Consider the following 6,910-nt stretch of genomic DNA (forward strand, 5'->3'; position numbering starts at 1 on the left):
GTAATAGAAAATGCACAAATGGCAACAGCTAAAGGCTTATATATAGTTGCTTCAGATATGTTCCAAGAGGCTTAATATGAAGAAAAAACGTAGTTTTACAATAGAAGAAGATATAGATAATGAGATTCAAAAATATGATAGAAAATACGGATTCAACAACATGTCTTTAGCTTTAGAAAGAATGCTTTTAGAAAGAAGAAGTTTAATTGAGAAAGTTGAATTGCTTGAAAGATTAGTACAAGGTGGCGTTACAATTAGTTCTAATCGTGAGGAAACTCAGAAACCAGAAGAGAAAGAGCCGAGTATATTTCAAAGTTTTTATGAAGATATGCCTGACTAATAATATATATAAAATATCCATTTATAGCTTGTCTAAAGTGTTTCGAAACTCATGTAATACAAATTTATTGCATAGGGAAAGAGAGACTCTAGAAGAGCTTTAAATGGATTTTTTTATTGTAGAGTAAATTATAACCATAGTTGACATTATAGTAACAACATGATATAATAAAATTAGATAGAAAATAAGAAAGGGGAATAGATTATAGCAAAATTAAGAGTACCAAATTTGAATAATTTTACTAAAGATGTATATGTAGTAGATAAAAAACAAATGAATTAATAGAGCATAGAGGAATGAAGATAGGTGAGATGTTAGGTATTGTAGAGTATAAAAACATCATCACCTCAAAGCAGAAGAAATTATTAAATAACATAAATAGTGTTGCAACACATAGTTCAAACTTAGGCGGGTTTATATTTTTATGTTATGTGAAAAATAAGCTATTGTTTAATGAATTAAATATAGACAGAGCTAATGTAACAAGACTTATATATCTATCAACATATTTACATTATAATACTGATAATAAAAATTTACTTATAAAGCATACGCAATATAAAAAAATTGTTCCTTTGGATAAGATACTAATGAAGAAAATATTAAGACTAGAGGATCGTACTTTTTATAATTTTCTAAATGATGTTAAAGATAATAACTTGCTATATGAAGAGGATAATAAATTTTATTTAGATCCAGAATATTTTACTAAAGGTGAAGTAGAATTCAACACTAAAGAGTACACAAGAATTTACATAAATACTACTAGATTGTTATATGAAAATACCACTGTAAGTAAGCATAAGCAATTGAGTTATATATATCAACTAATACCATTTATACACTATGAAACGAACATATTAGTTAAAAATCCTAACGAAATAGATTTAAATAAGTTAGAAAAATTAAGTTTAACTGAAATATGTGAATTACTAAAGATAAACATAACAAATAGAAGTAGAACAAAGAAAGATCTCTTAAGGTTTAATTTGATCATGAATGAAGAAAAATACAATCTTCTTAAATACGTAAAAGTTGAAGGAGATGAAAATACTACAGATTACTTTGTGGTAAATCCAAGTGTAATATGGAAAGGACATAATATTGAATTGGCTAAAGAGGCAATGAAAATATGTTTTTGGAATAATTAAGAGTGAGTTCAAACCCAGTTAAAACAAGTATATATAATAGGTAATAAACATCAAAAAAAGCAATTTTAGGTTGAAGAATCAATGAAAAATGTAATTTTAGCTGCGAAAAAAATGACTATAATATGATGTTTTTGCGAAAAAAATGACTACAACACAAAAATGGGATGGTATTTAAGGTAACGCTATTAGGTCTGATTGAGAGTCATAATTAATGATGAGAAGAGAATTTTAAATTAAATAAAGAAGGGGAGTTAGAAGAAAATAGGGGGATTAATTAATATAGAAAAGGCAAATGGAATTAAAGTAGGGTATCACACTCTAAACTTTAACAGAAGGATACAGACAGTAGAAGAAAGAATGAAGTTTTCTAAAACTTTATTAGGGGGATATTTAGTAGACGGAATAGAATTTACAACAGATTATTGGATAGGAGTATACGAGCAACAAGTAGATTTGATGGACTCATATTTCAATAAAGATTGTACTTTTTACATAAAGAAAATTAAAAAGAATTTAAGTTACAATGAGTTTATAAGCTATTGTAATGAAAACAACATAAGGACTTATAGATATACAAACAAGAAAACAAAAAAAAGATGAATTAATATATGAGAATGAAGAATTTTATAATACAAATAGACATGAAAAGAAAAGTAGTATTAAGTGAAAAAGATACCTTTACTCCAATAGCAAAGAAAAATAATATTCTTAATAGCCTTGAGAAATATCTCTTAAGTAAAGATGATAAATTGAGAGGTGAGAACATTGAGTAAGATAAAGATTTATGATGATGAAGAATTATTTAAGAAGGCAATTAAAGATGAAATAAGATTTAGAGAGTGGGCTGAACACTTTGGGGGAATTATTTAAAAAGTAAATATGCTGAATTTGCAATGTTTGTTCCACCAAAAAATTATAAGAAAAAAGAGAATAGTAATAGTATCACTGATACTGAAATACATAAATATAAGAATATATATACTGAAATTAATGACTATAATAACCTTTTAGAGCATTTAGTTAATAAGAAATATAAGTTAACTAGAATACCAGAAGAAGAATTATTGCATCTTCCAGAAGATGAGAGAGTGAAAAATAGTTTTAGAATATTAGATGAAGACGAAGCTAGATTGAAGAAATCTTTAGAAAGACAGATCGCATTAATTAAGATAGATATGAAAGATTGTTTAAAATCTAAGTTAAGAACAGTAAATTGGAAAGCCCCGTTACCAGATATGGGTAAAACAGATTGGGACGAGTTAGATATGATGGACAAATCTCATGTGCGTGAATTACTAAGAGTACAGAGAGGGAACGACTTATCAGATGATTTATCATGTATCATTATGGATTTAGAAAATTTAATTAAAAGAATTCAATTTACAGATATTCAAGCTGAGGTTCTGGAGTTGTGGAGAAGAGATAAAACACAAGATGACATAGCAAAACTATTAAATATTACGCAACCTGCTGTAAATAAGAATATTGATAAAATAGTTGATAAAATAATAGAGCAATACGTAAGAGACTATGAAGATTGGTACTATTTGAATATATGCAAAGGGGAATACAAAACATGTTCTAAATGCAAAAAAATTAAATTAGCAAGAGATTTCAACAAAAATGGTGGAAATAGGCTAAGATCGAGATGCAAAGATTGTAGCTAGTGGGTATAAAGTGGTTATATTTTTCCTTAGTTAAAGCTACATATATATGAGGGGATAAATAAGTATATTTTTGTCGATATACAATTATGCTTATATTATTCCAATAATATTATATTACTTATATTAAGTAAAGTCAAATTTATATTTTAAAAAGGGGAAATTGAAAAATGAACGAAAAAACAATAATAAAATTAATAGCTGAGGGATTAGGGTTATCACAAGAAGAAGTTAAAAGAGTATTAAAAAAAGCTGGAGAGGTAAGAGATGAAGCGCTTAAAGATGTTGATGAAAAAGTACCTGTAAAATTACTAGATGTTGCTTACTCTTACAAAAATATGCCTGAAAGTTCAGGCGAAATAGAACAAGAAGATGGAACTAAAATTCCTTGGTCAAAACCAGCATATAAGAAACTCGTTATAAAACCAATTGGTTCATATAAAAATTTATTAAACTAATCAAACTTAAGTAAGTCCATAGTGTCTACTCATTTCAAAACGAGCTTGGGGTTATTCCTAGCCTATGGCATAGGTGATAAATACTTAGTAGAGCTAGAGGTCATATTGATCTCTGGTTCGAGCATAAGGGCAACTTATGAAGGATATAGCTGGGTTCCCGAATGGGAGTAGGTGTTTAAACTTAGAATTCCTTTGCTCCTGAGGTTGCCTTATAAATTATAACCCATTGGCTCAACTGGATAGAGTTTCGTAATGCGTCGACCATAGATGCGAAGGTTGTAGGTTCAAGTCCTGCATGGGTTACCAGCATGTGAATAGTGAAGTTAATACGGAGGTGTAAGTCCACGACTTGGGGAAATTCCAAGTCATGTAGGTTAAAGTCCTACCCTATTTTCAAAACACGCAGAATGGTTGTATCGTGTATAAATAGCAACCTCATAACGCTGTCAATTCTAGAATGATGTTAAGATGGGTGAGAATCCCCTAGCGTATGACACTAATAGGTTCGTTCAGTATACTGGGCAGGGTGTAAAATCTTTAAGGACACCTGGGAGGAAAGGATTATATGAATAGGACTCCAACGCCTCTTAGCAATGCGAAACAAGGAGACACATAGGTAGCTCGTCAAGCCTCTTAATAATGCTCAAACGGACAGGTACCTTCTTAGGGGGGATAGGAGACGTCCAACGACTCTCTCCTAAGTAAAAAGGAATTAATATGGATAGTTGCTTGAGTTGGTCAAAAAGGGCAGACTGTAAATCTGTTGGCTTCGGTCTACGTTGGTTCGAATCCAACACTGTCCACCAAAATATAAAACAGACCCTGTAGGCCTCTCAAAGAAGCACACTTATAGGCCTTTATAAATGAATTGCGGTGTATGTCTGCGGACTGCACTTGAGGGAGTCGGATGCGTCTGGCTCTCTTTTTTTATGATTACATAGTTCCGAGTAGGAATTAATAGGGGGATAAAATGAATGAAATTACCAAAAGAAAACCAAATGAAACAGATTACGAATATAAAAGAAAATTATGCTTAGCAAAACTTAATAGAGAGATAGATTTAGATTGGTCTGAGATAAATGAACTAGTTGGATTGGAGCAATCTGCTGATCACACAAGAAAAGTATCCTACGGTATAGAAGAAGAGTATAACTATTGGATGGAAAAGATATCAGAAGGCCTATCTGATGAAATGAAAGATGAGTTAAATGAGAAGTTATTAGAGATAAAAATAGAAAGAATAAAGGCATCTGACGAGAAGAACTTAGCTAACAGAAAAATAAGAGCTTTAAGCAGAGCAGAGCACATTGTTGAATTATTAGAGGATTCAATTAAAAAACATTCAACAGAGAAATTCATATTAAGTAAAGAAAATGTAGATCTTGTTCCTACAGGAAAGCAAGGTCTTTTATTATGCTCAGATTGGCATATAGGTGCTGAATTTGACAATATGACAAATCAATTCGATGTTGCGATCTTGAAGAATCGTGTGAATGAATTAATTGATAGAACCATAGCTATAGGAAAAATGGAGTCAATAGAAAAATTACATATTGGAGCTATAGGTGATTTATGTAATGGGTTGATTAAAACAACTATAAGATTAGAGAATCGATTAGATATAACAGAACAAATTGCATTAGCAGCTGAGTTGATTTCTGAGATGGTATATAGATTTGCGAAAGAGTTTCCGGCAATATCTTTATCAATGACAAGTTCTAATCATGAGAGAATTTTTCAAGATAAAAAAGAGAATACGAACTCTGATACTTTTCATTTGTTAATGAAGGAAATGATTAAGTTAAGAACAAGGGGTATTGAGAATTTTGAAGTAATGAACAATGACTTAGATGAGAGTTTATCATTACTGGACATATGTGGGGAGAAAATTATTTTATCACATGGAGATAAAGATAATAAAAATGTTGTGTCGAGTAGATATGCTCAACTATTAGGCTTTGTACCTGATTTAATATGTCTTGGACATAGACATAGCGCATTAGCCGATTCAGATGGTAAGACACTAATAGAACAGTGTGGGAGCCTTATGGGTGGGAACCAATATGCGGTTGATTTAAGGCTATATAGCAACCTAGTCAAAAGATGCTTATATTCTCAAAAGAGTATGGATATGAAGGTGCAAAAATCATAAGATTTGTCGATAAAATGCACAAAAATATGAGATAAAACATGGATTTTATTTAATTAATAGATTTTTATAATTTATAGCTATGAGAAGATAAAATTCTTCTCCTTTATTATTTTTTGAGGTTTAAGTTAAATTTAACAGCATCATAAATTTTACTTAGCTCTCAAGTAGAGCTAAACAATCTCCCCCTTTTAACCACTAGGAATGTAGAGTTTCTAGTGGTTATTTTTAATGAGGTGATAGAATGGCAAAAATCACATGTATAAAGTGTGAAAAGGAAAAAAGAGAGAGAGATTTTTATCTTAGTAGGAGTGACTTATATAGTGTAAATAAAAAAATACCTATTTGTAGCAAGTGCCTAGGAGATAGATATGAAAAGGTATTAAGTATATATGGTGATTATATTCTAGCGTTACAGCATTGTTGTTATAACTTTGATATTTTCTTTGATCAAGAATTAGCAGAAGCATTAGATGAAAAATCAATAAATGAATATATAGATAAACTAAATAAGAATGCTAAATATAGAAAAAAAACGTCTTTAAATAATATGATAGAAAAAAAGAGCTTAATAGATCTTCAAGAAGAAGGTTCTGAGATATCAGAAAAAATGTAAAACTAATAAGAAAATGGGGAGATGGATATACAGAAAATGAATATTTCATACTTGAAGAAAAAGAAAAAGAATACTTAGAGAACTATGAACATGATACTTTGGCTGAAAAAAAGATATTTAGAGAACTAAGTATGCTAGAAGTTGAGCGAGATAAAGCAAGAAAAGAAGGAAGTAGGCGAGAACTTAAAGATTTGTCAGAATTGCTTTCTAAAAAAATGGGAGATGCGAATATAAAGCCAAACCAACAGAAGATATTAGGTGAAGCTGATGATGATTTATTCAGTCTGAAGTTGAGGATATATGAAACTGAAGAACCAATCCCAGAGCCTTTAGCTGTATATGAAGATGTTGATGGATTTACAAGATATTTTAATAGATTCATAGTAAAGCCTTTCGCAAGAGCATTAGGGTTGGCTCAAGGTGAATATACGCTGGAAGAAGAAGATAAGAATATCATAATGGATGAAAAATTAATTGGTGAATTAGAAAAGGTTGACTCTAATGATAGCGACAAAACATAAAAGAAGGGAAG

General features: G+C 30.3%; 9 protein-coding genes and 2 tRNA genes. All 11 read left to right on the plus strand.

The window, feature by feature from the left end; genetic code table 11:
• Positions 1 to 76 precede the first annotated feature (76 nt).
• The 11 genes from T473_RS0114640 to T473_RS0114695 all read left to right on the plus strand — a co-directional run bounded on the left by T473_RS0114640 (position 77) and on the right by T473_RS0114695 (position 6,899).
• Positions 77 to 340, plus strand: a complete 264-nt coding sequence (locus T473_RS0114640; protein ID WP_024622460.1) for a hypothetical protein — start codon at positions 77 to 79, stop codon at positions 338 to 340.
• 296 nt (positions 341 to 636) lie between these two features.
• On the plus strand, positions 637 to 1,491 hold the full coding sequence (locus T473_RS0114645) for a hypothetical protein (RefSeq protein ID WP_024622556.1): 855 nt from the start codon (positions 637 to 639) through the stop codon (positions 1,489 to 1,491).
• A 357-nt stretch (positions 1,492 to 1,848) separates the two neighbouring features.
• Positions 1,849 to 2,091, plus strand: coding sequence for a hypothetical protein (locus tag T473_RS0114650; RefSeq protein ID WP_024622557.1), 243 nt, complete (start codon positions 1,849 to 1,851; stop codon positions 2,089 to 2,091).
• A gap of 8 nt (positions 2,092 to 2,099) precedes the next feature.
• Complete coding sequence (locus tag T473_RS18655) at positions 2,100 to 2,264, plus strand: hypothetical protein (protein WP_161627582.1); 165 nt, start codon at positions 2,100 to 2,102, stop codon at positions 2,262 to 2,264.
• A 120-nt stretch (positions 2,265 to 2,384) separates the two neighbouring features.
• Positions 2,385 to 3,158, plus strand: coding sequence for a helix-turn-helix transcriptional regulator (locus T473_RS0114665; protein ID WP_024622558.1), 774 nt, complete (start codon positions 2,385 to 2,387; stop codon positions 3,156 to 3,158).
• Positions 3,159 to 3,325: 167 nt separating this feature from the next.
• Complete coding sequence (locus tag T473_RS0114670) at positions 3,326 to 3,613, plus strand: hypothetical protein (protein WP_024622559.1); 288 nt, start codon at positions 3,326 to 3,328, stop codon at positions 3,611 to 3,613.
• 220 nt (positions 3,614 to 3,833) lie between these two features.
• A tRNA-OTHER gene (locus tag T473_RS0114675) sits at positions 3,834 to 3,919 on the plus strand.
• 413 nt (positions 3,920 to 4,332) lie between these two features.
• Positions 4,333 to 4,419 (plus strand) — tRNA-Tyr (locus T473_RS0114680).
• Between the two features lie 164 nt (positions 4,420 to 4,583).
• A complete protein-coding gene (locus T473_RS0114685) occupies positions 4,584 to 5,765 on the plus strand; it encodes a hypothetical protein (protein WP_024622560.1) in 1,182 nt (393 codons plus the stop codon).
• 241 nt (positions 5,766 to 6,006) lie between these two features.
• Positions 6,007 to 6,378 carry a hypothetical protein gene (locus T473_RS0114690; RefSeq protein ID WP_024622561.1) on the plus strand — a complete coding sequence of 124 codons (372 nt, stop codon included), beginning with the start codon at positions 6,007 to 6,009 and terminating at the stop codon, positions 6,376 to 6,378.
• A 131-nt stretch (positions 6,379 to 6,509) separates the two neighbouring features.
• The gene (locus tag T473_RS0114695) at positions 6,510 to 6,899 is read left to right on the plus strand and encodes a hypothetical protein (protein ID WP_024622562.1); all 390 of its coding nucleotides are present in this window, start codon (positions 6,510 to 6,512) and stop codon (positions 6,897 to 6,899) included.
• The last annotated feature ends 11 nt before the right edge of the window (positions 6,900 to 6,910 follow it).

Source organism: Clostridioides mangenotii TR (genome assembly GCF_000498755.1).
Taxonomy (GTDB): domain Bacteria; phylum Bacillota; class Clostridia; order Peptostreptococcales; family Peptostreptococcaceae; genus Metaclostridioides; species Metaclostridioides mangenotii_A.